General features: G+C 34.3%; 24 protein-coding genes. 11 read left to right on the forward strand and 13 right to left on the reverse strand.

What is annotated here, in order from left to right; translation table 11 throughout:
• Positions 1 to 123 precede the first annotated feature (123 nt).
• From Q0992_RS07295 to Q0992_RS07315, 5 genes are read left to right on the forward strand one after another with little or no spacing between them, the layout of a single operon-like run.
• Positions 124 to 1,074, forward strand: coding sequence for a 2-oxoglutarate and iron-dependent oxygenase domain-containing protein (locus Q0992_RS07295; RefSeq protein ID WP_299521734.1), 951 nt, complete (start codon positions 124 to 126; stop codon positions 1,072 to 1,074).
• A complete protein-coding gene (locus Q0992_RS07300) occupies positions 1,075 to 1,407 on the forward strand; it encodes a translation initiation factor (RefSeq protein WP_299521736.1) in 333 nt (110 codons plus the stop codon).
• Positions 1,408 to 1,410: 3 nt separating this feature from the next.
• Positions 1,411 to 2,352 (forward strand): DUF1835 domain-containing protein, encoded by a 942-nt coding sequence (locus tag Q0992_RS07305; RefSeq protein ID WP_299521739.1) that lies wholly within the window; start codon positions 1,411 to 1,413, stop codon positions 2,350 to 2,352.
• A complete protein-coding gene (locus Q0992_RS07310; RefSeq protein ID WP_299521742.1) occupies positions 2,342 to 3,214 on the forward strand; it encodes a nucleoside phosphorylase in 873 nt (290 codons plus the stop codon). Before Q0992_RS07305 ends, Q0992_RS07310 begins: the two co-directional genes overlap by 11 nt.
• A 26-nt stretch (positions 3,215 to 3,240) precedes the next feature.
• A complete protein-coding gene (locus Q0992_RS07315) occupies positions 3,241 to 4,095 on the forward strand; it encodes a substrate-binding domain-containing protein (protein WP_299521745.1) in 855 nt (284 codons plus the stop codon).
• A 373-nt stretch (positions 4,096 to 4,468) separates the two neighbouring features.
• On the opposite strand, the gene Q0992_RS07320 is transcribed toward Q0992_RS07315, so the two are convergent.
• Positions 4,469 to 5,143, reverse strand: a complete 675-nt coding sequence (locus tag Q0992_RS07320; protein WP_299521748.1) for a uracil-DNA glycosylase — start codon at positions 5,141 to 5,143, stop codon at positions 4,469 to 4,471.
• 103 nt (positions 5,144 to 5,246) lie between these two features.
• Here Q0992_RS07320 and Q0992_RS07325 point away from each other — a divergent pair, with 103 nt between their 5' ends.
• A complete protein-coding gene (locus Q0992_RS07325) occupies positions 5,247 to 7,412 on the forward strand; it encodes a DNA mismatch repair protein MutS (RefSeq protein ID WP_299521751.1) in 2,166 nt (721 codons plus the stop codon).
• Between the two features lie 46 nt (positions 7,413 to 7,458).
• Here Q0992_RS07325 and Q0992_RS07330 read toward each other — a convergent pair whose 3' ends face one another.
• The 3 genes from Q0992_RS07330 to Q0992_RS07340 are packed head-to-tail and all read right to left on the reverse strand — an operon-like array spanning position 7,459 to position 10,555.
• Entirely contained in the window at positions 7,459 to 7,998 is a 540-nt protein-coding gene (locus Q0992_RS07330) for a hypothetical protein (protein ID WP_299521754.1), read from the reverse strand.
• Between the two features lie 26 nt (positions 7,999 to 8,024).
• Complete coding sequence (locus tag Q0992_RS07335) at positions 8,025 to 9,593, reverse strand: thiol-activated cytolysin family protein (RefSeq protein WP_299521757.1); 1,569 nt, start codon at positions 9,591 to 9,593, stop codon at positions 8,025 to 8,027.
• Between the two features lie 23 nt (positions 9,594 to 9,616).
• On the reverse strand, positions 9,617 to 10,555 hold the full coding sequence (locus Q0992_RS07340; RefSeq protein WP_299521760.1) for a hypothetical protein: 939 nt from the start codon (positions 10,553 to 10,555) through the stop codon (positions 9,617 to 9,619).
• Between the two features lie 385 nt (positions 10,556 to 10,940).
• Between Q0992_RS07340 and Q0992_RS07345 the strand changes: the two genes are divergently transcribed.
• Positions 10,941 to 12,836: a hypothetical protein gene (locus Q0992_RS07345; protein WP_299521763.1), complete on the forward strand. Its 1,896-nt coding sequence runs from the start codon at positions 10,941 to 10,943 to the stop codon at positions 12,834 to 12,836.
• 24 nt (positions 12,837 to 12,860) lie between these two features.
• Here the strand turns inward: Q0992_RS07345 and Q0992_RS07350 are convergent, their stop codons facing one another.
• A complete protein-coding gene (locus tag Q0992_RS07350; RefSeq protein WP_299521766.1) occupies positions 12,861 to 12,989 on the reverse strand; it encodes a hypothetical protein in 129 nt (42 codons plus the stop codon).
• Between the two features lie 82 nt (positions 12,990 to 13,071).
• On the opposite strand from Q0992_RS07350, the gene Q0992_RS07355 reads away from it, so the two are divergent.
• Positions 13,072 to 13,494 (forward strand): thiol-disulfide oxidoreductase DCC family protein, encoded by a 423-nt coding sequence (locus tag Q0992_RS07355; protein WP_299521769.1) that lies wholly within the window; start codon positions 13,072 to 13,074, stop codon positions 13,492 to 13,494.
• Between the two features lie 352 nt (positions 13,495 to 13,846).
• Positions 13,847 to 15,961, forward strand: coding sequence for a DUF4139 domain-containing protein (locus tag Q0992_RS07360; protein ID WP_299521772.1), 2,115 nt, complete (start codon positions 13,847 to 13,849; stop codon positions 15,959 to 15,961).
• Positions 15,962 to 16,292: 331 nt separating this feature from the next.
• On the opposite strand, the gene Q0992_RS07365 is transcribed toward Q0992_RS07360, so the two are convergent.
• From Q0992_RS07365 to aroC, 7 genes are all read right to left on the reverse strand, one after another.
• Complete coding sequence (locus tag Q0992_RS07365) at positions 16,293 to 17,315, reverse strand: hypothetical protein (protein ID WP_299521775.1); 1,023 nt, start codon at positions 17,313 to 17,315, stop codon at positions 16,293 to 16,295.
• 11 nt (positions 17,316 to 17,326) lie between these two features.
• On the reverse strand, positions 17,327 to 18,487 hold the full coding sequence (locus tag Q0992_RS07370) for a flavohemoglobin expression-modulating QEGLA motif protein (protein WP_299521778.1): 1,161 nt from the start codon (positions 18,485 to 18,487) through the stop codon (positions 17,327 to 17,329).
• Entirely contained in the window at positions 18,487 to 19,317 is an 831-nt protein-coding gene (locus Q0992_RS07375; RefSeq protein ID WP_299521780.1) for an N-formylglutamate amidohydrolase, read from the reverse strand. Before Q0992_RS07375 ends, Q0992_RS07370 begins: the two co-directional genes overlap by 1 nt.
• Positions 19,317 to 19,652 (reverse strand): hypothetical protein, encoded by a 336-nt coding sequence (locus Q0992_RS07380; protein ID WP_299521783.1) that lies wholly within the window; start codon positions 19,650 to 19,652, stop codon positions 19,317 to 19,319. The genes Q0992_RS07375 and Q0992_RS07380 overlap by 1 nt, the downstream gene beginning before the upstream one ends.
• 114 nt (positions 19,653 to 19,766) lie before the next feature.
• Positions 19,767 to 20,804 (reverse strand): glutathione synthase, encoded by a 1,038-nt coding sequence (gshB, locus tag Q0992_RS07385; RefSeq protein ID WP_299521786.1) that lies wholly within the window; start codon positions 20,802 to 20,804, stop codon positions 19,767 to 19,769.
• Between the two features lie 65 nt (positions 20,805 to 20,869).
• Positions 20,870 to 22,195, reverse strand: coding sequence for a dicarboxylate/amino acid:cation symporter (locus Q0992_RS07390; protein WP_299521789.1), 1,326 nt, complete (start codon positions 22,193 to 22,195; stop codon positions 20,870 to 20,872).
• Positions 22,196 to 22,310: 115 nt separating this feature from the next.
• Complete coding sequence (gene aroC, locus Q0992_RS07395; protein WP_299521792.1) at positions 22,311 to 23,375, reverse strand: chorismate synthase; 1,065 nt, start codon at positions 23,373 to 23,375, stop codon at positions 22,311 to 22,313.
• A gap of 207 nt (positions 23,376 to 23,582) precedes the next feature.
• On the opposite strand from aroC, the gene Q0992_RS07400 reads away from it, so the two are divergent.
• Positions 23,583 to 24,434 carry a UDP-2,3-diacylglucosamine diphosphatase gene (locus tag Q0992_RS07400; protein ID WP_299521795.1) on the forward strand — a complete coding sequence of 284 codons (852 nt, stop codon included), beginning with the start codon at positions 23,583 to 23,585 and terminating at the stop codon, positions 24,432 to 24,434.
• Positions 24,435 to 24,461: 27 nt separating this feature from the next.
• Here Q0992_RS07400 and Q0992_RS07405 read toward each other — a convergent pair whose 3' ends face one another.
• Complete coding sequence (locus Q0992_RS07405; RefSeq protein ID WP_299521798.1) at positions 24,462 to 25,850, reverse strand: FAD-binding oxidoreductase; 1,389 nt, start codon at positions 25,848 to 25,850, stop codon at positions 24,462 to 24,464.
• Between the two features lie 139 nt (positions 25,851 to 25,989).
• On the opposite strand from Q0992_RS07405, the gene Q0992_RS07410 reads away from it, so the two are divergent.
• The gene (locus Q0992_RS07410) at positions 25,990 to 26,460 is read left to right on the forward strand and encodes a hypothetical protein (RefSeq protein ID WP_299521801.1); all 471 of its coding nucleotides are present in this window, start codon (positions 25,990 to 25,992) and stop codon (positions 26,458 to 26,460) included.
• Positions 26,461 to 26,644 lie beyond the last annotated feature (184 nt).

Below are 26,644 nucleotides of genomic sequence, written 5' to 3' on the forward strand. Positions count from 1 at the left end.
ATGTAACTAAAATGCGTCAATATTGTAGAATTGAGTGGTAAATTGTCTCAACTACAAATTCAATTTTTTAACACTATTTTCGTTAGATTTGTATATTGACAAAAATTTAAAGTACACTTCACAATGGATAGAATACCAAGTGTCGATTTAAAAGATTTCTTATCTGACGACCCAAAACGAAAGCAAAAATTTATAGATGAAATTGGCAAGGCTTATCAGGAGATTGGCTTTGTGGCATTAAAAGGGCACTTTCTAGAAGATGAATTAGTAGACCGATTATATGGTGAGGTAAAGAATTTTTTCGATTTACCAATAGAGACAAAAGAAAGTTATGAAATTCCGGGCATTGGTGGTCAGCGTGGCTATGTGTCTTTTGGCAAAGAAAGTGCCAAAGGCAAAAAGGAAGGTGACCTTAAAGAGTTTTGGCATTTTGGACAATATGTAGAAGATGATGAGGAACGAAAAAAGGAATATCCCGCTAATGTAGAAGTCGAGGAACTTCCTGAATTCAACAATGTAGGAAAAGAGGCTTATCAAATGCTAGAAAAAACAGCAAAATATGTGTTAAGAGCTTTGGCATTACACTTGGATTTGGAAGAGACTTATTTTGATGCCTATATCCATAATGGCAATTCAATTTTAAGACCAATTCACTATCCGCCAATAAAAGAAGAACCAAAAAATGCAGTGCGTGCCGCTGCTCATGGTGATATTAACCTTATAACTTTATTAATGGGAGCACAAGGGCGTGGTTTACAGGTTCAACGCCATGATGGGGAATGGTTGGATGCCATTGCAGAACCCGATGAGTTAATGATTAATGTTGGCGATATGTTATCGAGACATACAAACAATAAACTAAAGTCTACAATACACCGTGTTGTTAATCCACCTCGCGAGCTTTGGGGAACTTCCCGCTACTCTATTCCTTTCTTTATGCATCCTATAAGCGAAATGAAATTAGATGTCCTAGATAGTTGCGTTGACAAGGATAACCCAAAGCAATTTGAAGATATCACAGCTGGGGAATTTTTAAATGAACGTTTGGTTGAACTGGGATTGGTAAAAAAATAGATGGATTTACAAGATCAACTAAAGAAATTATTTCCAGACCATGTATCTGATGAACCTACTGATGATTCTCAAGATGCAAAAGGTGATATCTGGCTTCAGGATGAACCCATTATTTGCAAATACGAAAAACGTAAAGGCAAACCGATTACCATTTTAGAAGGCTATAATGGTGCTATGGGCGATTTCAAAAAACTAACAAAAGAACTGAAAACCAAGCTCAGTGTTGGTGGTAGCTTTAAAGATGATAAAATTATTATTCAGGGCGATTATCGTGATAAAATTATGACAATACTCAGAGATAAAGGTTTTAATGTAAAACGTGTCGGAGGCTAATTTATGACAAAACAGATTCTTCATATTACCAATGGTAATGCACTAACTGATTATTTAAGAGAGCTCGATTTTAAAGACGATATTTTAACATGGCAAGAAATGCTATGTGAAGGTCCGACAATTCCAGCTATAGCATCTGATGAATTTTTCGAAATACGAAGTCGATTTTTAAAGGAATATTACGATATCGAAGTAGATACTAATGAGCTCAAAGCAGAGCTTTCTAAACTAGATAATGTTGAAAACTATGATGAAATTCATTTATGGTTTGAATACGATCTCTTTTGCCACATCAACCTACTTGGTATTATCAATTTACTACACCAAAAAGAAATTGACAAACCACTTTATTTCATTTGCAGTGGACGTGTTGAAGGTGAAAAAAGCCTCAAAGGCTTGGGTGAATTGACACCAGAGCAGCTAATTGATCATTACAACAATCGTGTTTTACTTACTAATGAAGACAAGGAATTAACCATTACCTTATGGCGCACCTATTGTGGCAAAGATCATAATATTCTTAAACCTTATATTGTAACAGAATCTAGCTTTAAGTATATGAGTAATTGCTTAAAGGCCCATCTTAAGCGTTTTCCTCATCAAAAGAGTGGTTTGAGTGTTCTTGAAGATAATATACTAAGACTTGTTAGAGACAATGAAATAAAATCAAAACACCATCTATTGGGCTATAGCCTTAACTACCAAGGTTATTATGGCTTTGGGGATACCCAACACAGAAGACTCATAGAAAAACTGAGTATCTTTTTTGATGAAGATGAAGATAGCCTAAAGCTTAACAGAAAGGGACACGAAGCCCTAGTTAGAACGTATAATTTTGCCTCAGAGATCAATAATGATATGGTTTATGGTGGTGTTGAGCGCTTAGGGTTTCAGTTTAGTGTAGAGCAAAACAAACTTATAAAAACAGTGCTCCATGTCGATTAAAAATTCTGAGCTCATTTTAAATCCTGATGGTAGTGTCTATCATCTTAACTTAAAACCCGAGGACATCTCGGATACGATTATTTTTGTTGGTGATCAAGACCGTGTTGAGAAAATTACCAAACACTTTGAAAGCATTGAATTTAGTACGCAGAAACGAGAGTTTAAAACTCAAACGGGCTACTATAAAGACCGAAGAATAACTGTTATTTCAACAGGAATTGGCCCAGATAATATCGATATTGTTCTCAATGAGCTTGATGCCTTGGTTAATATTGACCTAAATACTCGTCAACCCAAAACAGAATTAACAAGTCTAAATATTATAAGAATTGGTACCTCAGGTTCTCTTCAAGCTGACATCCCAGTAGATGCCTTTGTGATGAGTACTCATGGTTTGGATGTCAATGGGATGCTTCATTTTTACCAAATCGATGGTATCAGTAATCCGGAAGTAGAAGATGCCTTCATTCAACATACCAATTGGGATAAAAATAAAGCACGACCTATCATTATAAATAACAGTAAGTATCTGCAAAAATATTTTGAAAGTGACCATATCTTTCAAGGCATGACAGGTACTGCTGGAGGATTCTATGGTCCTCAAGGTCGGGTCTTACGATTGCCCTTGCACGATGCGAATCTAAATTCGAAACTTGATAGTTTTAACTATAAGGCTTATCGGATTACTAATTTTGAAATGGAAACCTCTGTGATTTATGGTTTATCTAAATTGTTAGGTCACGAAGCTCTTTCGTTAAATGCCATTATCGCCAATAGAGCTACTGGTGGATTCAGTAAAGACCCAAAGAAAACCGTTGAAGAATTAATTCTATACGCCTTAGAGCGTATTGTTAATATTTAGCAAATACTGAGATTAGTGCACAGAAAATGAGAAAAGTAAATATAGGAGGTGTTCCTGAACATTTTAATTTAGCTTGGTACTTAACTTTAAAAAATGGTGAATATAAAGCAGAAGGCATTAATCTGAGGTGGCACGATTATTTTGGTGGTACTGGAGCCATGTGCAAAGGTCTACGCTCAGGAGATATTGATATTGCTGTTATTCTTACCGAAGGGATTATTAAGGATATTATAGACGGTAATCCTTCAAAGATAGTTCAAACCTTTGTCAGAACCCCTTTAATTTGGGGAATCCATGTGGCTGATGCATCTAAACTTGAAACTATTGATGACATCAAAGGGACTAAAGCAGCCATAAGCCGATATGGATCAGGATCACATTTAATGGCTTATGTCAATGCGACCAATAATGAATGGGATTTAGATACCGATCTTCATTTTGAAGTCGTAAATGACTTAAATGGCGCCATTGAAGGCCTAACAAATGGTGAGGCTGATTATTTTATGTGGGAAAAGTTTACTACTAAACCTTTAGTTGATGATGGAGTCTTTAGAAGAATAGGTGATTGCCCCTCACCTTGGCCCTGCTTTGTTATTGCGGTTAGAAACGAGTTCATTGAGAATCACCACAAGGATTTAAAAATAATATTAGATATTATTAATACAACTACTTCAGAATTTAAATCCATTCCAAGTATTGATAGAACCATTGCCAATCGTTATGAACAAGAACTAAAAGATGTGCAAGAATGGCTTTCATTAACTGAATGGTCTCAAGATTTGATTGATGAAAAGACCATACATAACGTTCAAAAACAACTTCACCAGCTAGATATTATACCTAAGATTGTTGACTATTCGGACTTAATTCTTAAGCTTTAGGCGTCTATTCTATTAAAAATATGGCGTTTAAAAGGATTTTTAGGGTCTTTTTTAAATTATTTTTTTGATTTCTAAAAATCGCTTAAACATCAGTAAACATCGATAAAAGACGTTAAATTCTGTTAAATATTTTTAAGTTAAATCCTACATTTTTTGTTGATAACTTTCGGTATTTCAAATTTTTAGTTACTTTTGTTTAAACCAAATCGATGCTATTACCATCAGAAAAAGACTAATATGATTTTAACAATTACTCTGATTCTATCTTTTTTAGTTGCTGTTAACTTTCTACTATTGATATTTAGTTGTAATAAAACACCTAAGAAAAAGGAAAGCAATAAACCACGTATTATTCGCACTGAAAAGCCTACACCTACTCTAGTTTCCAATCAATTGCCGGCAAACCGGCTTGCTGCAACAGGTAGTTAGTTTTACTGAAGTGCTTATTTCCAAACCAATAACCTCTGTTTGCACTTAGTGGTGATGGGTGTCCTGTTTCTAAAACAGAATTAGAAGCAGTGTTAATTATTTGTTTTTTCTTTTTTGCAAATCCACCCCAAAGTAAAAACACTATATTTTGCTTTCTTTCGCTTATGAGTTGAATTACTGCATTGGTAAACTGCTCCCAGCCTTTATTCTGGTGGCTTCCAGCTTGATGAGCCCGAACCGTAAGTGTAGCATTTAATAATAGGACCCCTTGCTCTGCCCATGGCATTAAATTACCTGTCTTAGGATAGGGAAAACCCAAATCTTGTTCTATTTCCCTAAAAATGTTTATTAAAGAAGGTGGATGAGGAATGCCCTTATTCACCGAAAAACAAAGGCCATTAGCTTGTCCGATACCATGATAAGGGTCTTGACCAATTATAACTACCTTAACATCTTCAAATGTACAATGATTAAAAGCATTAAAAATTTCTGAACCTTTAGGAAAGCATTTATGAGTGCTATATTCAGCTTTTACAAAGTCTACCAGATCCTTAAAATACGGCTTATTAAACTCTGGTTGTAAATGGGATTGCCAACTTGGATGAATGTCTACATTCATAAATAAAAATTTATTCAAAAATAAGAATAAGGAACGTAACTAGAGACGTTAGGCTTGTCACAACATTTAAACTAAATTTGCAGTTCTATAATTCACACTAAACATGATACGAATTCATGAAAAAACCCTAAAAGACTTAGAGTTTTTTACGGTTTTACAACAAATTGGAGAACATACACTTACAGCTTTAGGAAAAGAAGCTGTTATGGCTATACATCCTATTGCGGTTGAGGCTCAATTAATTCGTGAATTAGATTATGTTAATGAGTACCTTTCATCATTCGATAACGACAATAGGATTCCTAATCATGGCTTTGATACCATATCAAAAGAACTAAAGCTTCTCAGTATTGAAAACACGTATCTAGAAGTTACCAGTTTACAAAAACTTGTTAGCATTTCGCTTACTTCTAACAGCATAGTAAAGTTCTTGGAAAATTTTAAGGAGTATTATCCAAAGCTATGTCAATACAGTCAACATATAGAAGTAACATCTGCAATAATAGAACAAGTAGATGCCGTCATAGACCGTTTTGGAGATATAAAGGATGATGCTTCACCACAATTGGCAGAATTACGCCAAGATATTAATAAGCTCAAAGGGAAAATCAACAGTAGTTTTGCTTCAGCCCTAAACCGATACCTTGGGCTTGATTATCTAGATGATATTAGGGAATCCGTTGTTGATAATAGGCGCGTACTGGCTGTAAAAGCTATGTACCGAAGAAAAGTAAAAGGTGCTATAATGGGTGGCAGCAAAACAGGAAGTATTGTATATATAGAACCTGAAACCACATTACAGTATACTAGAGAACTTAACAATCTTCAATATGAAGAAAAAGAGGAAATAATTAGAATCCTTAAGGAACTAACGGATTACATACGCCTTTTCCTTCCGTTGTTAACTGATTACCAAGCTTTTTTAACCAAAATGGATGTTATTTCGGCAAAAGCAAAGTACGCTAGAAGTATCAATGCTATTTTGCCAGAATTGACCAACGACCGAAAATTATATATTAGAGATGCCTATCACCCTCTACTCTATTTAAATAATAATGAAAAAGGAGAGAAAACATTTCCACAAACCATAGAGTTAAGCAATGATAATAGAATTATAGTTATTTCTGGTCCAAATGCTGGCGGAAAAAGTATTACTCTGAAAACCGTAGGCTTATTACAAGTAATGCTGCAAAGTGCAATACTAATACCAGTACACGAGCGCAGTACTGTTTGTTTATTTGACCGTATAGTGAGCGATATTGGCGATAATCAATCTATAGAAAACCATCTCAGTACTTACAGTTATCGTCTGAAACAGATGAATTACTTCTTAAAGAAAGTCAATAACAAGACCCTTTTTCTCATTGACGAATTTGGTACAGGTAGTGATCCTGAATTAGGAGGAGCGTTGGCAGAAACATTTCTTGAAGTTTTTTATGAACGAGAAGCATTCGGAATTATAACCACCCACTACTCTAATTTAAAATTACTTGCCAATGAGTTGCCCTATATGCAAAATGCAAATATGCTCTTCAATGAAAAGAGTCTAGAGCCTATGTACAAATTGGTAACTGGACAAGCTGGAAGCTCATTTACTTTTGAAGTTGCTCAGAAAAATGGCATCCCTTATAGTCTTATTAATAAATCGAAGAAAAAAATCGAACGTGGTAAAGTACGATTTGATGCTACTATAGCCAAACTACAAAAAGAACGCAGTAAACTAGAGCGAACAGAGCGATCTTTGAAAGCCAATGAAAAGAAAAAATTGTCCGAGGCCGAAAAACTCGAAGAAACCAATGCTAAAATTCAGAAAAAGTTAGAAAGCTTCCAAGAGCTTTATGACAGTAACCAACGCTTAATTTATTTGGGACAAAAAGTTAATGATCTTGCCGAAAAATATTTTGATAATAAACGTAAGCGAGAGCTAATGGCTGAACTTTTTAGATTGGTGCAAATTGAAAATGCTAAGCGCAAAAAAGTATCAGCCAAACAAAAACGAGCAGAAAAAGCTAAAGAAAAACAAATAAAACAGGAAGCTGAGAAAAAAGTCGAAGCCATACGTAAGAAGAAAAAAGCAGCAAAACAAAAAGAAGTTGTTGTTGAAAAACCAAAGCCTATTTTAAAAATAGGTGATCGTGTACGTATGCACGACGGAAAAGCCGTCGGAAGTATTGATGAGATAGAAAAAGGAAAAGCTACAGTAAACTACGGCATCTTCACGACTAACATTAATTTAGACTTATTGGAGTTGGTGGAAGCTAAAAAATAACAGCCTTAATTTATCGTTAAGGCTGCTAAATCTATAGTAAGGCTAATTAAAGTCTCGTAATAGAATATGTTACTTGAACTTCTTGATTTTCAGTGTCGTCCAATAGGATTTCATAAGTAGTTGTAGAACTAAGACCGCTTAACAATGTCGTTAAAGTTTCATTACCTATGGGATCATCTTCATTATTGACATTACTATCATATTCCATTAGGTTTGCTGTTAAATCAATTGAAACTTCAGAAAGTTGACTCTCTAGGACATTAAATGTTTTGGATGTAGAAATAGGAAAGTCGGCCTCCGTAATACTTACATAGTCTTGTTGTTCTTTATTCCATAATGTTTCTTCATTATAAAGAGACCCCACATTTAATCGAGTACTTATATTTCCATATACTTCTAGTTCGCTGTTACCATCACCAGATGTAGCTATACCCGTTAACTTTATTAAATCTACCTTAAAGCTAATCGTTTGATCTATTGGTGGTTCTTCTACTTCATCATCCTTGCTACAACCTAAAAATACAGTTGAACTCATTAATAGTGTAATTATCGCTAGTCTATTTATAATATACTTTATTGTTTTCATGATGTTTGATTTTTATGATTAAAGAATTAATTACAGCTATTATCCCAAGCTATATTTTCAAATCCGGCTGGATTGTAACCCCTGTAACACCTTTGTGATGAGATATATCCAATCGTTTCTGATACCAGGGGTTCCCAAAACCCTCCAAATGTTGTGAAGTATTCTATTTCAATTTCCACGTTCCAAGAGCCATCAGGTGCATTAAAGAAATCTTGATCTTCATCAGTAACGGTAACCCAATCACTTTGAAATTGAACAATACTGTCTGTGTCATCTCTATACTTGTAAGACAATCTAACTCTCATATTCCTTACCTCAAAATCATTAATTACTTTTATAGAAGCATGCTCATAAGGATTACTGCCGCACTCTTCAACTGTATAATCCGTTGTATACCCCATTCTTGCTATAGAGTTGTCATCTAGATATCTAATAGTATATGCAATGGGGACCCCAGGGTTGTTAGCGCTGTAAACGGCGTTTTCTCCAGTAATTATATAATTTAGCGCTCCTGGTCCTTCAGCCATGTTGGCTGCATCTACTGCGCTTGAGCTGACTTCAGCGTTACCACCAATAGTTATTATGTTTATAATTGATTCTTCTAAGACTTCCTCAAATTGTGAATTGATATCTACATCTGTTTCATTCACACCTGTAGTATATTGCATTACTGCTTCTAAGTTTATTTCGGTATTCATGTTAGTGGTTTCCATACGCAGCATAATGATGCGACCATAATTTACCGAACTCACATAAGCCGCTGGATTATTTTCGTTTATAACTGTCTGTATGTTTTCCAAGCTTACATTAGGCCCAAATACACCTGCTGGATTAATACTCTCTGGTGTATTCATTGTAACTGTGTAGAACACTTGCTTAAAAACCATAGACGCTACACGACGTTCTGAATTTGTTTCAAGTTCCATTTGAGACGCTATAGAACCTGTTGCCCAGGCTGTATTTAAACCAATATCCATACTCAGTTGTGTAGATGAATAAGACATCGCTGCTTGATATGAAGAGTTAGAAGCATTAACATAACCGTCCTGGTAAGCATTATTATTCCACCAATCCAAAGCTTCATCAATTCCTACTTGTACCGTAGCATTGTTTGGATTATCGATTTCAATTACGCCGTTAGATCCTATACCCGGCAAATCTACTGTTAGTATAACAGGTGCTCTATCTATTGCCAAGGGATTTGGAGAGCCATCTAACATATCCTGATTGCCAACCAATAAAGCACCTGGGTAAATAACACCAGCAACAGGCCTTAAAATGGCAACATCATCAAAATTGGATTCTAAAGTATAATCCTTTATTACACAACCCGTTATAATACCTTGAGATGCATTATTGCTATTGGTTTGCCCATTCAATGTACGTTGTGTAGCACTTCCGCCTGTATCCTGAACGTTGAGCATAGCCTCAGGGTCATAATTTAATCCAAAAATGTATTCATTAATACTTTCAGCATCAGGGTTGATTGGCTCATTAAAATCTTCATTCTCACTACAGCAAAATACTGTTATTAAAATGATACAAAGCAATGCTTTTAAAAGTTGGAGTCTATTATCTTGTGTTGAAAATTTCATAATCTTTTGATTTTGGTTGAATGTTAATCCCATTGTTTTAAAGTTGTACTTAAACTTTGATGAAGAAAGACGATCCCTGAGGCTGTATTATCTAAGTTTTCGACATCTCCATTCCTCCATTTATAGCTATTTCCATTACTATCCTTAACGCCGATTGCTCCTGCAGTATACATCCCAATATATCCTTCGGAACTTGTGGGCGTATTAGATCCTTTTAACACAAAATGATTATACTCATCGTTATGAGTAGGCAAAGTGTTGCCAAAATCCATATATGGACCACTAGCATCCTCTAGAGACAGTTTTACTTTGTTTGAGGATACATTATTGATCCAAGAGTAGTATTTAAAGGCAAATAGGTAACTGTTTAATGGCATAGTACTACTATTATTATTTGATATAGTTCGATTGCCTGAGTAATTCTCTATCGCCGTATTGTTAAAAATTTGGCTATCAGAAGCACCTGTTTTTGTTGTTTCAGACAGGTAATTATAAAGGTCATTATATTCACTTTCGGTAATTTGTATCCAATCTCCATCATTAGCACTTTCATAGTCTGATCTAGATGTATTTAAAAATGCCCAAATGTCGTCTACATTTTGAATTGCAATTTTATAGTCTAGAGTTTCTGTTTCATTCTGATTACTGACATTTACGGTAACAAATAAGTTTTCATTAGTTTCAAAGTCAAAGGCTAACCAGTCACCTACTCGTAGTTCATTCCCGCTAATAATTGCCGCTTGTGAAACAGTTTGCGAAGTAATGGTATAAGATAGCTCTCCGCCTAAGCTAGAGTTAATAGTAGTAATTAAATTACCACTGTTAGGGTACTCAGCAATATTAACCGTAATAATAGCATCATTAGGATTATTATTAGAATCACCATCGTCTTCAGAACTACATCCTAGAAGAAATGTAGCTCCAAAACAAAGGCACAATAGATAAATTAAATGTGTTTTCATTGTATTAAAGATTTTGTGGTTTTTGTTTTTGTAGTAATCTTAAATTGGTAAGTCTGCAGCCTTATCCAAAATAAGACACCACAAAATTGTTTTGTCGCTAATCGACAGTTCAAATCTATCTATGAATAGCTGCGAAATCTAATTTTGGACATGGACAAAGTATGGACAAGAGAAGAAAAAAAGTATATATCTAAACTAAATTGAGATAAAATCTAAAAGACATATGTGTTTGTATATCAAGTATTTGTGTTAAATAAAATCAATAATTTTTATGGACATTAGATGGACAGGTTACTACTTAGCGTTAGACAACTTTACATTAATCCGTCAAGAGCATATCAAAATTATTTAACTTCGTTAACATCAATTAATTCATAAATTAATCATGACTTATCGTATTATTTTAATATCAGTATTACTATATCCTTTATCAATTATTTCTCAAGAAGCAGAAAGATTAAATACTTTAGAAATTGAGTTTAAAAAAAGTAGCGACCCATTACATCAACTCAATATTTTAGAGGAGCTTTGGAAGATAACAGTCTATGATGATGCCAAAAATGCCATTAATTATGCTGAAGAAGCCATTGAAATTGCTGAAAGAGAAAAGCTAGATACTAAACTAGCTAGAGCATATGAGCGCCTAGGAATTGCTTATTCAAATATTTCTAAATATGATAAGTCTAATATTGCGTACTTAAAAGCTATAGAATTACATAAGAAAGCGAACAAGCCTCGTTTTGTAAGTGGATTACTAATGAACCAAGCTATTAATTTCAAGGATAATTCTAAATACGACAGTGCTCTGCATTACATGGAAAAATCCAAGAAATATATGGATTTAGAAGCAAGCTGCTGTATAGACGATTCCTTACTTTTAATTAATTATAATAGTATTAAGGCTCAAATTTATGTTGAACAAGGCAAGTATCTATTGTCATTAGATAATGCTATAGAAGCTACACGTTTATCAAAAATGATTAATGATAGCATACAATATGCAGATAACTTAGCAATCGTTGGCGATAATAACCGAGCCCTAAATAATAATAAAGAAGCTATAAGCTATTTAAAGGAAAGCTTAACAATATATAAGTCTTTAGAGGATACCTATTACGAGTGCCAAACTACCAGGTCTATTGGTGAATTATATGCTGACTTAGTTCCAATAGAAAAAGATAGCGCAGAATTCTATTTAAAAACCGCAATAAATCTCGCTAATAAAATTGATATCCCACTACTACAAATGCAAGCATTAAACGAGTACGGTGAATATTTAGTTAAAGTTGAAAATTATAATAATGCAAAACGTATATTTTATAAGAGTTCTAAAATTACAAGTCGTTTAAATGATAATTATAGCTTATCCAGAATTAAATTAGCACAAGGCAACATAGAATTGAATGATGGGAATTACGATTTAGCATTGCGACACACATATAAGGCACTAAAATTAAAGAAGGATATAGGTCTACTAGCTGGCCAACTTGCATCTCACGAACAACTTTATGAGATTTATAAGACTATGGGTAATTTCAAGTCTGCGTTAAACCAGCATATTTTGTATAAAGAATTATCTGACAGTCTTTACAATCAAGAAAAATCAATACGATTTGATGAATTACAAGTACAATTTGACACCCAAAAAAAGGAAACAGAAATTGCTTTGCAAAATGAAGAAATAAAAACATTAAATGCACAAGCTGAAAATGATAAACTTACCAAAACACTATATGGAATAGGAATGTTTTCATTCATAGCGATAGCTGGCCTATTCTATTTTGGATTTAGACAGCGTCTTAAGAAGAATAAAGTAGAACGCGAGAAGCAAGAAGAAATTTACAAACAAGAAATTGCCTTTAAAAAGAAAGAATTAGCCTCTCAAACACTTCATCTCGTTCAGAAAAACACATTTATTCAAGAGTTGAAAGAGAATTTAGAAAAGATTAAAAAATCACCAGAATTATTCAAAGTTGAGTTTAGACGCTTAGTTATGTTGCTAAAGAAAGAAAGTGCTGAAGATAAAGACTGGGAGGTGTTTAAATCGTATTTCTCCGAAGTGCATAACAATTTCGACAACAAAATCAAGGCCATAGCTAAAGACATTACCGAAAAAGAAATTCGATTGGCTTCCTTTTTGAGAATGAACTTATCCACCAAAGAAATTGCCTCTATGTTAAATGTATTACCCGATAGTGTTCTAAAATCTAAATATCGATTAAAGAAGAAGCTAGCACTTAATAAAGAAGACGATTTAACGCAATTTTTAAATACTTTATAGTTTACTTATAAGTTAAGTTACTTGTCAAAGTTTTATCTGATGCTTATTTGTTTTTCTTTCATCAACTTCGGGATCGGAGGAGTTATTATCACCACCAACAATAGTAATAGGTTTTAGTAATTCAAATTGTTTGAAATCTTCTAATGTATTCATAATATGTGTTTTGAATAAAGCTATAAATTATCTGAATAAAAACCAAAGAATCATTTTTAATTCTATTCAATATCTTTGCAATGTGATAAAAGACATTCCAAAAAACAAGCAGCTTATCCTATTTGATGGTGTATGCAACCTCTGTAATAGTAGTGTGCTATACGTTATAAGGAGAGATAAAAGCAATACATTTTTGTTTGCCCCTTTACAAAGCAAAATTGGAACGGAAATAATCAATGCGTTTAATATTGACACAGAAGAAACAGATTCCATAATTCTTTTTAATCCTAAAGAGCGTAAGATCTATCATAAATCATCTGCAGCATTGCGTATAGCCAAGTTACTTGGTTTTCCCACTAATTTATTAGTAGTGTTTTTTATCATACCAACATTCTTAAGAAATTTGGTTTATGATTTTGTGGCCAGAAACCGCTACAAATGGTTTGGAAGAAAGGATAGTTGCATGATTCCCACACCAGAACTACAGGCAAAATTCATGGCGTAAAAAAGCCTTTTAGTAACACTCTAAAAGGCCTTTCTAAATTAACAACTTACTTAAAACTAATTTAACCTAAACAAAATTCAATTCACTATGAGGGAATACTGAATTGCTTAATAGCATTTATTTTGCTTAATCAAAAATAACATAACGCTTATATCAAGAATGAAAAAACTCGATATAAGTCCATTTTAATTGTTTTAAATGTTAAAAATGTAAATAATGTCTATGAGGTGCAAACTACCCCTTAACTAATTTTAGTTAAGATTTTACTAATTGTAATAATCTTCTTGCTCAATTCATCTTTTGGGAGTAATCCACCAGTAATAATTTTGAGATAAACAAAATACCAACTCGTATGAAAACTATCTCTCAAATTTTACTCATTTTTTTATTTACTTCAATTTTATATAGCCAAGAATCGAGTACTATAACAGCAGTTACTGTTTATCTTGATGGTGCGGAAATTAACCGTAAGGCTACTGTAAATCTAAAATCAGGTACTACCGAAATTATCTTTAATAACCTATCACCAGATATTGAAGAAAGTAGCATTCAAATTTCTGGACTTAAAGGCGCATCTATTCTATCAATAAATTATGGCATTAACTATTTATCCAAACAAAAGCAAAAGGATTCTATTACAGCTTTGCAAAATGAATTAGAAGACATGGATAAAAAAATTCGAGCGCATTATAACCTAATCGCTGGGTATAATGAAGAAATCAGCTTGATTCAAAGTAATAAACGTTTAGGAAATGAAAATGAGGTTGTTAATCTAGAGCAATTGAAATCCTTTGCAAGCTACTACAGGGAAAGAATCACTGACTTAAAGTCCGATATCGATGTATCCAATCAAAAAATAAAAGATTATGAATCCTCTAAATTAGATGTTTCAAGACAATTAGCAGAGTTTAATGTGGATGAAAAGGTGCAAACCGGTGAAATAAAACTTAAGCTAAACACGGTGAAATCTGAAAAGTTAGATTTAATAATCACATATAATATCAAAGATGCAGGATGGTTTCCTATGTATGACCTAAAAGCTGAAAAAATCAATAGTCCTATAAATCTTGAGTATAAGGCACATGTTTATCAAAATTCTGGATGTGATTGGACAGATGTAAAATTGGTTTTATCCACTAGCGATCCAAATACAAATAATGAAAGACCAATAGTGAATCCTAAGTACCTCAACTTTATAAGTCCATATAGCAATTACACGTCGCAACGCGCCACTAAAAGTTATAATTATAAATACAACCCTTCAGTGAAAACGGTTTCAGGTGTAGTAACAAGCAACTCAGATGGTTTGCCTTTACCAGGAGCTAATGTTATTGAAAAAGGCACTTCAAATGGTGTGCAAACTGATTTTGATGGTAGGTATTCTTTAAAAACAACAACGGGTAATAAGTTGGTGTATTCTTATATAGGTTTTGATACGGAGGAATTGCCTATACATTCAAGTATAATGAATGTAACTTTAAATGAAGGTGCCCAACTTGATGAAGTTGTGGTAATGGGTTATAGTTCTTCTCCTGGAAGTTCCGGGTCTTATACTACTTCATCTATTGCTTCCAAAGACTTAGTAAATGGACTTTATGGAAGTGTATCTGGTATTCGCATTAGAGGAGCAAGCTCTCTTCCAAGTAAAAACAATTTACTATTTATTGTAGATGGTATTCCCGTAAAGGAAAAAGCCGTGAAAAATATTGACCCAGATAGTGTAGAATCAATAGAAATACTTAAAGATAATGAGGCAACATCAATTTATGGTAGCAGAGCATCTAATGGAGTTGTTATAATTAACACCAAGAATCATTCAACAAAAAAAGTTAATGACTTAGGCGTAAGAATAGATACAGGAATCACTAACATACGTTTTGAAATCGACAAAACCTACTCCATTCCATCAGATGGTGATATAACGGTCATAGAAATAGATCGCTTCGATGTCCCTGCTAAGTACGATTATTTTGCTGCACCTCTTCTCAACGAAAATGTATTTTTAACTGCCAAAATTGGGAACTGGGAACGCTACAATCTATTGCCTGCAGAAGCCAATGTCTATTTTGAAGGTAGTTATTCCGGGAAGACCAATATCAATCCTAGTGCTACTACTGATAGTCTAACTATTTCCTTAGGTGTTGACCCAAACATTATTGTAAAGCGAACACAGCGAAATGATTTTAAAAAAACCACATTTATTGGCAGTAATAAAGTGGTGTATAAAGCTTTTGAAATAGAAGTAAGAAATAATAAAACCCTAGAAATTCAATTGACACTTTTAGACCGAATACCAATAACCCAAAACAGGGCTATAAAGCTTGACGACATTGATACTGGAACTTCTGACTACGACAAAGAAAAAGGCATATTAAAATGGACTATTGATTTAAGACCTGGTGAGACCGATAAAGTAAATCACTCCTATGCCATTAAATATCCTAAAGGAAAACGTATTAACCTGTAAACTCGTTCAAAAACCACATTTACTCACCAAAACAACCAATACACCTAGTATTGGTTGTTTGGTTAAAGTGCCTTATCTACTTTTGAATATGAGCTTATTTTTTTGTTAATGGTTTTTAAGCTTGGTAATTCAACAAACCTCAAAGTAGAATGGTGTTGGTTCGACCCTAACTTCTGTTAGTTAGGAACGAGTCGAATTCCATAAAGGAACATGTCTAACTCTTTTATGGTGTCAGTGATAATGATAGACGGATACATTTGACTTTGAGGTTTTACTCTATTTATATCTTAAAAAAGTAAATTTTCAGATTAACCTTTTTGTGAATATAAACTTAATCAATGATGAATTCTAAATATTTACTCAGTCTTAAGTTTGTAAATAATTCTTCCTCATAAGTAATCCCATCCACGGTATACTTGATTGTGGCTGTATTGGGTGGAACGCTACCCATATTATTAGCGACAAATAAAACTTGATGTGTGTTTTTGTCTTCAGATAGGCTCAATGCAATCATTTTTGGGTCTTTTGTTACCTCCAGATTATACGTAACCAAACTATCGTTGACATAGATACTAATCCTGTCTTCATCTTGCCTGCTATTGTCAAAAATCTCAAGGATTATTTTTCTAGATGTAACATTATGAGAAATTATCAACTCATTTTTTCTATTGTCCTTACTTTTTGTAAAAGCCTCAATCTCTTTTTTCTTATCGTTAGTCTCAACTAGTTCAGTCAACGTTTCTTCTACTTCTAGGATTGTATGTTCTTTAAATTCAATGTCCTCATCTGGTTGAGTTACTTCAGTAATAGGACGCTCTTCCAATGTAGGGCCTGCTTCTTTTTCTTCTTTAAGATCAATCTCTAAAGCGTCAATGTATGGTTTTAATACATCATAACCTTTTATGGCTTCAAAATCTTCCGACTTTATTTTTCTATAACTAAGAGGTATGCTAAATAATCCACCGAACGAAAAGACAAGACCATGAACGCCTTTTTGTCTTGCTTTTCCAACTAAAAACGCTTCATCGCCAATTTCCTCATAAAACAATTTAAACCTGGAACGTGCATGAAAAAATGCTTTATTAATTTTTTTCGTATTAGCTGCTATCAACCGGTTTTTTTCGATGTCATATTCGCCTTCTAAATAAAAATTACAAGTTCCACCAGCGTGATAATCATAAGTGTAACCTATTACCTTCCCAGATTCATCCATACGTAAATACATAATAGCATAGATGGCATCAAAACCAGTCGGATTTGTTCCATCAACATCATGCACCCATAGACCAGAAATATCTTGTGTGTAACTTAAATTAAAAAAACATAGGAAAACAAAAACACACCTAACCAACATAATAGCCCTTTTTACTTCAAACTACTCAAAATAAAATCTAAATTCGGATTGGTATTATCGTTCACTATATAAGAATCAGTGATGTATTTGGGTTTCAATGCCAATCCCAACTCCATGAGCTTTTCCATGGTTGGTATATACTCCTGACTTACCTTACCTGTTAACAAAATACCTAGATCATTTTTAGTCTTTGCATATTTATAGATATTTCTAATCCCCTTAAGGTATAAGTGGTCTTTGGTAAAACCTCCTCCTCTATGCACACGAAGCGTAATGGCAAATGCTTTATCCCTATTAAGCTTATGTTGGTTGTGCAATAGATGAAACGTGTCAGAAAAACTATATCCTTTGTTTAAACTATTTACGGCAATGACTCTAAAAGCTAATTCTTTTAACCGTTCTATAGTAAGACAACCGCTCATGAACTCAGAATATACAGCCAAACCTTCTTGGGTTTCAACATTATTAGGAAACCCATTAGAAAAAATCTTAAGCGGTTGATCCAAACCATTAAATGTCGTAACCATATGAACACCGATCTCATGGTTAGTTAAGACCTTAAGTTGATTTAAACTATACTTATGGCTTCTTCTAAGCACCAAAGTTTGAGTATTGTTCAAAACCATGGCTGCCGCAGAGAGATTATTGGAAATTTTTATGTTATACTTAAAATCATAACGTTTTGAAAATGCTATAAAATAGTCTTTAGCTTCGGTAGCATTATACATCGGAAGCATTTCTTCATCAAACCCTGAATTGTCAAAACGAAGGATGAACTTGGCATTTTCTATATCTTTTTCTGTTGGTGTGCCAAAGCTTTTTAGGCTATTAAAGAAGAACTTTCGGCCTTGCCCAATCATCTCAATACACTCAATCAATCCGGAATACTCATAGATTATATCTTCATATAATTGTCTTATGTCTTCATCTTCAATGCGCTCCAAACGTTGGGAAAAAAATAAACGGTGCAATTTATAGCCATTAAATCGCATTTTGGGATACTTAAATTCTGGCTCATAGTTGTACTTCGCCGAAAAGAACTTTTTCTTTTCTGCAGCTATGTTAAGTGGATTGATATAATTGAGGAGTTCAATATTTTTTACCAATCGATTAAGATTGGCATCAATATCGAATAGGTCTTGAAATTCTGCTGTTGTTCTAATTTGAGCCATTAATTCTTAAACCTGTTATAAAATTCATTAGCATGTTTTGGAAGGAGTGATTGTAATTGTTGCGCTACGGCAGCGACAACTTCTGGGTAAATAATTTGCTTATATTCATCGCAATACACCTTGGCTATTTCGGTCGCCAAAACTAAAGTGTTTTTAAAGTTCTTGGTAATATACTTTAAGAAATACCCATTGCCGTAAAAAGTGTTATTGATTTTTGCAGTTTGTTTGATGTCGTTTGGTAGTTCTATACTAGCCAACATTTGTCGCCACGACTCTACCTCGTCTCCAAAACGATCGTTATCGATGTTAGAAGTCCCCAAATTCCAAGTTGGTACTTCCCTATCCCAACGTTGCCAATTATAACTATGCATGTCATAAACAACACAAATTCCAAATTTCTTTTCTAATTTAGAAACTAAGGCATGTACAACTTTGTAAAAATTCGAATGTTTTTGAAGGCTCTTTTGCTTTTCTGCCTCTGACAAAGGATTTTTCCAAAGTTGTTTTCCCCAAGCAGTATCGAACACGGCTTCTTCTGGTGGTCGATTTAAATCGTATTCAAAACGCGAATCGCAACCAGCAATAAGAATAGGGTGCGAAATCACCATATTTTTAGTTTCTGGGTCTTCTTCATACCAGCGCTCATAGGCTGTATGCAAACAATTATCCCATAAATCCTTTCTGAATTGATGGCCGTCATGCACAGCACCGCATATATAGGGTACATAGTCATCGATTTTCAAGGTAAACGAATAATCCTCTGAAACCGCATGGAAAATTTCTTCATTTTCGATTTTAGAAATAATCGATTCTATTGAAAGTCGCTGCATCATAAAGATTTAAATAACCGTCCTAAGGACTTTAGCATGTTACGTTCGTTAATGTCGAATTCTCCATCCGAAAAGAATAGAGTCTTAATATCAGCCAAAAGAATTTCAACATCGTCTTTATCATAATTGTGCTGTCTTAAGCTGGTTATGATTTTCTGAATCCCCTGATAATCATTATCATTATCAAATTCATTATGAATTTCCTGAAAGGTATTCAAATCTACTTTAGAAATAATCACATCGCGTTCGCGATTATTTTCTTTGAAATCAGCATGGGCTGCAAACAATAAAATATAAGCTACAAGCTCATCCCTAGTCCAATCAATTGTTTTCATGTGCACATATATATTTTTTAATTGTCACATGGAACACCCATATTAATAGTTCTCTTTGTGATTATAAAGAAATAATGTGTGTTTCATTATTATGCGAAGAAATATAGTTATAGTTTAGGCTTCATCTACCGCTTTACGCAGACGTGTACGTCGGTCAAACGCTTGTAATTGATCCATAACCTTACTTTCTAAAAAGTCAATTACTTTTTCTTCGACCTTTATTTTCGCTTTGTAGACTTTGTTTATATAGGTAATTCCACCAGGAGACATGACGTTAACCTCAACTAATTTTCCACCAATAACATCAATGCCAACAAAGTATAAACCATCTTTTACCAATTTTGGACCAATCTGTTTACAAAGTGCTTTTTCTGCCTTAGTCAAATTATGTTTCTGAACACTACCACCAGCAGAGACATTTGATCGATGATCATCAGAACCTGGTACGCGCTTCATGGCACCTACAGGTTCGCCATTTAACAATAATATTCTAACATCCCCTTGATCTGCACCTTCTATATAATCTTGCAGAATGACATAATTAGAGGTGCCATCCGAATTCGTAATATAAAAATCCAACAGGGAATTGATATTACTCATGGCAGACTTCTCAATTAAAATTACACCAGAACCACCAAACCCATTTAAAGGTTTAAGTATCATCTTATCCGATTTTGACTCCTTGATCTGTTGAATCAAATATTTTTTATTTTTAGATACATGCGTATTTGGTATAATATTACTGTGCGCATCTCCAAATGCGGCTGTGTAGAGCTTATTATTTGCTTCGCGCATACCTTGCAAAGAATTAACAATAAACACATCGTCCTTCACAGAATCCAAGAAGTTAAGCATCAACGGATCCAAGGGTGGATTTGCCCTGAAGAAGATTGCATCAAATCCGGCTAATGGTAACATCTCTTCTCTTAACTTTACCTTATTATAAAATGATTTTAAAGTCGAAGGCACTTTGTCCATTCGTCCTAAAACATTACAAAACGCATTGGTAACACTATCCCTTATCGTAAGATTGGCAGGTGTACACATGGCCACTCCGTGTCCACGTTTTGCACATTCTTTTATTAAAGCCAAACTGGTATCATTTTCTGGGTCGATGTTTTCCCAAGGATACATAATAAAGCAAACATTCATCTCAATATAATTTTGGTTGATTAAATGACTTGTTTAAAAATAATGAATTTAAATATTATGAAAAATTATTTTACAGCTTCATAGTTATCGTTCCATTCTTTAGGCTTTGGATCGTCATGTAGTTTGCCTAAAGATTTGGCAACCATCATTGAAACTGTAGCATCACCAGTAACGTTAACTACCGTTCTGCACATATCCAATGGTCGATCTACCGCAAATATTAGTGCTAACCCAATAGGCAATAGCTCAGCAGGGAATCCTATAGATTCTAAAACGATTACTAACATTACCATACCTGCACTTGGTACAGCTGCACTTCCAATAGATGCTAAAAGCGCTGTAAGGATAATGACCAATTGATTAGTGAAGGTTAGACCTTCTGGCCAAATGACTTGCATAATAAAAACGGCTGCAATACCCTGATATAAACTGGTACCATCCATATTTACTGTAGCACCAACAGGCAGCACAAACCCAGAAACTTCCTTATCTACACCTATATGCTCTTCGACCCGCTCCATGGTTACTGGTAAAGTTGCAGCGCTACTACTGGTGGAAAAGGCTAATAATTGTGCAGGACTTATTTTATTGAGAAACCACATAGGTGATTTTTTTGTAAACACTTTTACAAGCACTAAGTAGAATCCTATCATTAACAATAAGCCACCTACAACACAAAGCGCATACTGTAGAAGTTTTAGAAGTATTTCAGTATCATCAAACGCAATAATTACATTAGCCATCAATGCAAAAACGGCATAAGGTGCAAACAGCATTATGAGATCTACCATTTTCATAACGATTTCATTGAGGGAATCAAAGAGGTCGATTATGGGTTTGGCCTTATCTTCTGGGATAAGCAACAAACAAATGCCGATAAATAAGGCAAAGAAAATAACCTGAAGCATCTTAGCTTCACCCATGGCCTGAAATATATTACTGGGAAATATATCCACTAAGGCTTGTAGTGGACCAGCATCCTTTTGCGCACTTGCTTTTGCTAATTTATCGGTGACACCTGCATCATTTTTATACTTCATTTCTATCTTTGTCAAGGTATCTTCGGACATACCGGTTCCTGGTTTAACGAAGTTTACGATAGATAAACCAATAATAATAGCTACTAACGTTGTACTAATATAAATAGCTATTGTACGCAACCCCATATCTCTAATTTTTGAAATATCCTTTAAATCAGAAATACCTTTAATCAAAGAGGCTAATATTAAAGGAACGGCAATCAACTTCAATAGATTAATGAATATGGTACCAAATGGTGAAATCCAATCAGTTACAAATTGCTGACCATTTACTGAATTCATTATAAATCCGAAAATAATCCCAACAATCATTCCGATAATAATTTTCCAATGTAGTGCGAGTTTTTTCATGTTTTTTTGCCGCAAAAGCGGTAATGTTTTTATTACAAATTGATTCACCTATCATGAGATTCCTGCTTTGCACCAACACTATAGCGTTAGCGAACATAGTCTCAGGAATGACAATCTATAGTCTACTTACTCTATCCATTAACAAATAATCTGCCAAAACTAAAGCAGCCATAGCCTCAACAATAGGTACTGCTCTAGGAACAACACAAGGATCGTGTCTGCCCTTTCCTTGCATCTCTACAGTCTCTCCAGAACTATTTATCGTTTCTTGTTTCTGAAGTGTTGTCGCGACAGGTTTAAAAGCAACGTTAAAATAAATATCCATGCCATTACTAATGCCTCCTTGTACTCCACCAGATAAATTGGTTTGTGTGGTTCCGTCTTCATTAAACTTATCATTATGAACGCTTCCTCTCATTTTTGCCCCATCAAAACCACTTCCATACTCAAATCCTTTTACTGCATTAATGGACAGCATGGCTTTACCAAGTTCGGCATGTAATTTATCAAAAACGGGTTCACCAAGCCCAATAGGAACATTCTGTATAACACAAGTAATCGTTCCACCTATAGTATCCCCTTGTTTTCTTATGTCCTTTATTTTTTTTATCATACGCTCAGCAGAAGCTTCGTCTGGACAACGAATATCGTTCGATTCAATCTTTGTAAAATCCAGTTCCTGATATGATTTGTTGATAAATATGTCTCCTACTGAAGATGTATAGGCATATATTTGCACCGTACTCAACAATTGCTTGGCGATAGCACCTGCAACAACGCGGCATGCGGTTTCGCGCGCTGAGCTCCTCCCTCCTCCTCTATAATCTCGTACACCATATTTTTTGTCATAGGTGTAATCGGCATGACTAGGTCTGTAAACATCCCTTATATGCGAATAATCTTTGGATTTTTGGTTCTTATTCTTTATCACAAACCCTATTGGAGTGCCTGTGGTAACATTTTCAAAAATACCTGATAAAAATTCAACAGTGTCTGGTTCCTTACGTTGTGTTACAATTTTAGATTGGCCTGGTCGTCGTCGATCTAATTCATTCTGAATCGCATCGAAATCCAATTCTAAACCTGAAGGACAACCATCTATAATTCCACCTATGGCTACGCCATGTGATTCACCAAAAGTGGTGAGCCTAAATAATTTTCCGAAGGAATTTCCTGCCATTAAATCTTATTTTGTGCTAATGTAAATCTAATATCACAGAAACAAAAATACTCTCTCTTTTTTTAGTATGTTACAGCAATGTTAACCACCCTCGGGATTAGTGAACTTTAATAACATTATAGTAACATTTTCCTTATGGATTATTAATTCTAGCATTACAATCAATTAATACATTAGTAAGTTATTTGCAGTTATTAATAGTTTGTCTTGAATCTAAAACGAAAAGTTGAAATAGCAGTCATATCCGACGTTCACCTTGGCACGTTCGGATGTCATGCAAAGCAACTACTGACCTATTTAAATAGTATTGAGCCAAAGAAACTTATTCTTAATGGTGATATTGTCGATATATGGCAGTTTAAAAAGCGATACTTCCCTAAGTCCCATTTGAGTGTCATTAAAAAGATAATGGATTTTGCCTCTAATGGTACAGAAGTTATCTATATTACAGGAAACCATGATGAAATGCTGCGAAAGTTTACTGATACTGAGATAGGAAACATTTCAATAGTAAATAAGTTAGTTTTAGATTTAGACGGCAAAAAGGCATGGTTCTTCCACGGTGATGTGTTTGATATTTCTATTCAAAATGCAAAATGGTTAGCGAAACTTGGTAGTTGGGGTTATGACATACTCATTCTTTTAAATCGCTTTGTAAACTGGTGTTTGGAAAAGATGGGGAAAGAACGTTATTCACTTTCAAAAAAAATTAAGAACAGTGTAAAAGGCGCTGTAAAGTACATTAGCGATTTTGAAAGCGTTGCCACGGATTTGGCTATAGAAAATGAATATGACTATGTAGTTTGTGGGCATATCCATCAACCAAAAATGCTGGTAAAGGAAAACAAGAATGGAAAAACAACCTACCTGAATTCAGGAGATTGGGTTGAAAATTTTACAGCTTTAGAGTATCAATTTAAGCGTTGGAAGATTTACAACTACGGTAATGACAAGCTCTCCCCATTCTTTGCGGACGAAGAGCTTAAGGAAATGGATGTCAAAGATCTTATTGCTGCAATTACTATCGTTGAGCCACCAAAAAATAAAGTTAAAGAATAAGCTACCTTAAAAAGTACCTATTTGTTATTATAAATCTAAGACCTTTCCTCGATTCAATATGTTTTTGGGATCTAGAGTTCTTTTTAATTGTTTCATTAGCGCAATTTCTTCATCTGTTCTACTCAACCGTAGATATTCTTTTTTGTGTAATCCTATACCATGTTCTGCTGAGACCGATCCACCTAACATTTTTATTGGCTTATAAACGATATCATTTATTGCTATTTTCAATTCATCACTATCATTTTCTTTTCCAATCATAAAGTGTATATTTCCATCACCAATATGCCCAAAAGGAAAAACGTGGGTAACACCTTTTATCTTAGCTAAAGATTCAGATATCGACGCTATAGTTTCACCAACGGCGTAAATAGGTAAGCTTATGTCAAAATGTTGATCAAATTTACAAACAGCTACAAGTGCATCCACATTCTCGCGGATATGCCAAAACCTATTCAATTCCGTTTTCGAATAGGCAGGAGCTGCATCCAGAATTAAACCTTCATTCAAAGCATTTTCTAAAAGGTTTTCCAATCGATCTTCATCTTGGTTCTGATGGCTCCCTAAGCCTTCCAACAAAACGTAATAATTATAAGTATCAGGTAATGGTGAACGATCTACAGAAGGGTCTTTTGTTAATGTTATGTAAGAATCTTTCCAGATTAACTCATAACTACTTAGGGTCCCTGCCAAACCTTGATCCATGTAGCGCATAAACGATACAACTTTGTCAAAGTCGTTAATTCCAACAAATGCACTAACCCTACTTTGAGGTAACTCCACCAATTTTAAAACAGCTTTAGTAACAATACCCAATGTTCCTTCAGAGCCAATGAATAGCTGTTTTATATCATAGGCCGAATTGTCTTTAATAATCTTCTTTAATGATGATATTACAGTACCATCTGCTAAAACCGTTTCCAACCCAAGAACCAATTGCCTGGTCATACCATAGCGAATTACTTGCAGCCCACCAGCATTTGTGGAAATAGCACCACCAATCTGAGCAGAACCTTTGGCACCATAGTTAAGTGGAAAAAGTAAATTGCGCTCTAGCGCAGCTTGCTGAACATGTTCTAAAATTGCGCCAGCTTCAACAGTTATGGTTCTACTTTGAATATCGGCTTTTTCAATTCCGTTCATTCGTTCCATAGAAATTACTACTTCATCTCCATAGGTCTCCGTACTACCTACTAAATTTGTTAATCCACCAAAAACGATGACTGGTTGATCATTTGTATGACATATTTTCATAATAGCAGCTACCTGTTCTGTAGATTCTGGTAGTAATAATGCTTTAACATTTAATGGTTGATCCATGTGCCAAATATGGTGATAACGGTCCTTTAACGATGCACCTGTTAACAATTGTTCTGATCGTAAAATCTCTAAAAATGAATCTTTAAGCGTATCCATAGGGTTTATGATATATGTGGATTTTATGATTTAACCCTCTAATTTAAGCAGGGAAACAAAATCAAAGAAATCAAATATAAATACAATTTTGGCGTTATTTTTGTTTAAATAAATGAAATCAATAAAAAACGATATAATTATGAAAAAACTAATTTTAACGACTGTTGCAATTTTTACTGGCCTATTGTTTGTTAATGCACAAGAAATAGCTGATAATGCCATAGGATTGCGGATTGGTGATGATGACGGATTTGGTACCGAAATCTCTTACCAGCGTGCCCTTGGTGATAATAACCGACTAGAAGCCAACTTAGGTTGGAGAAGCGGTGATGGTTTTGATGGCTTTAAAATTACAGGGCTTTATCAATGGGTTTGGGAGCTCGATGGCAATTTTAACTGGTACGCTGGTGCTGGTGGTGGTTTGGGTTCATTTGATGTCGATGATGGCGATGACGACACCTTCTTATTTATTGCTGGCGATATTGGTATTGAGTATAATTTTGATATTCCACTCATTTTATCTTTAGACTTTAGACCAGAATTAGGCTTTGGGGATTTTAGGGATGACCTTGGCTTTGATATTGCCTTAGGTGTAAGATACCAATTCTAACATAAAAAGAATTAAGCAAAAACCACCTTAATGAAGGTGGTTTTTTTATTGAGTCCATAATGGCATTTAGCACAAAACTCTTAGCAACAGCAAAAGTCAAAAGACATAATAAAAATATATTTCTCGCTTAAAAAGCGGTTGAATTATGCCATAAAATTTACTTAATTTTGCACATCTTAATTTT

The organism is Winogradskyella sp., assembly GCF_028289625.1.
Classification (GTDB): Bacteria; Bacteroidota; Bacteroidia; order Flavobacteriales; family Flavobacteriaceae; genus Winogradskyella.